Origin of the sequence: Cyanobium sp. Aljojuca 7A6 (assembly GCF_024346455.1) — a bacterium.
Lineage (GTDB): Bacteria > Cyanobacteriota > Cyanobacteriia > PCC-6307 > Cyanobiaceae > Cyanobium.
This window is the reverse complement of sequence record NZ_JAGQCY010000034.1, coordinates 1-1,309: the sequence shown is the minus strand read 5'-3', so window position 1 is coordinate 1,309 and position 1,309 is coordinate 1. Positions and strand designations below refer to the sequence as shown.

Annotated in this window: 1 protein-coding gene; it reads left to right on the top strand. The window is 68.0% G+C overall.

Annotated elements, in window-relative coordinates:
• Positions 1–96: 96 nt before the first annotated feature.
• Positions 97–1,309 (top strand): IS21 family transposase (istA, locus tag KBY95_RS16235; RefSeq protein ID WP_254966325.1); only part of this gene is annotated, 1,213 nt, incomplete at its 3' end.

Here is a 1,309-nt window from a genome sequence, read left to right as displayed (position 1 = left end):
CTGTTCGGCGACGATTAGATAGGCGGGACCGCGCAACTACATAGGCGGGTCTCAGGACGCGACAACAGGGCTCCGATGCTGGTCTGGAGCCCCGCGATGCCCGCCCCTCTGTCGTTGCGGATCAAGGAGCGGTACATGGCCAGACGGGCCAAGGGCCTCAGCCAGCAGCTGGCGGCCGATGCGGTGGGGATTTCGGTTCGCAGCGCCCAGCGGATCGATCGGGGTGAGCTGCAGCCCGAGGAGCAACAGCAGCGGCGGGGTCGCCACTGGCGCACCCGCGCCGATCCCCTCGCCGAGGTCTGGGACAGCATCCTGGTGCCAATGCTGGAGAGGGCACCGCAGCTCGAACCCCAGACGCTGCTGCTGCATCTGGAGCGGACGTTCCCAGGCCAGGAGTGGTACCGACGCAAGCGGACCCTCCAGCGCCGCATCGAGCAGTGGCGGGCTCTGCACGGTCCGGCTCTGGAGGTGATGTTCCTGCAGGAACACCGGGCCGGGGTGCTGGGGATCTCGGACTTCACCGTGCTCAAGGGCGAACCGATCACGGTGGCCGGTGCGGTGCTGGATCACCGGCTGTTCCACTTCCGCCTGCCGTTCTCGGGCTGGTGCCACGTGGCGGTGATCCACGGCGGCGAAAGCTTTGTCGCCCTGGCCGAGGCCTTGCAGAACGCCCTGGCCCTCTGCGGCGGTGTGCCGGCGGAGCACCGCACCGACAGCCTCAGCGCCTGTTTTCGCAACCGCGACGGCAGCTACGCCGGCGACTACACCAGCCGCTACCGCGAACTCTGCGCCCATCTGGGCGTGATCGCCACTCGCAACAACCGCGGCGTTGCCCACGAGAACGGGGCCATTGAGGGCCCGCACCGGCATTGGAAGCACCGTCTGGAGCAGCAGCTGATCCAGCGCGGCAGCAGGGATTTCGCCACCGAGGCCGAGTACCGCCAATTGGTGTTGCAGGTCAGCGCAGACCTCAACAACCGGCCGAGCGTGCAGCAGAAGCTGGAGATTGAGCGGCTGAACCTGCGCCCCCTGCCGGTGGAGCGCTTTGCCGACTACGAGCCTGTGGTGGCGCGGGTGCGGAGCACCAGCACGATCGAGGTGAGATCCGTCACCTACAGCGTCCCGTCGCGGCTGATCGGCCAGCAGCTGACGGTGCATCTGCGCCACGACCGGCTGGATCTGTTCCTGCGCAGCCAGTTCGTGGAGACCCTGCCGCGACTGCATGCCCAGAAAGGGCAGAGGGCGCTGCGGCGCATCGATTTCCGGCACGTGATCGAGAGCCTGCGCCGCAAGCCCCGCGCCCTACTGC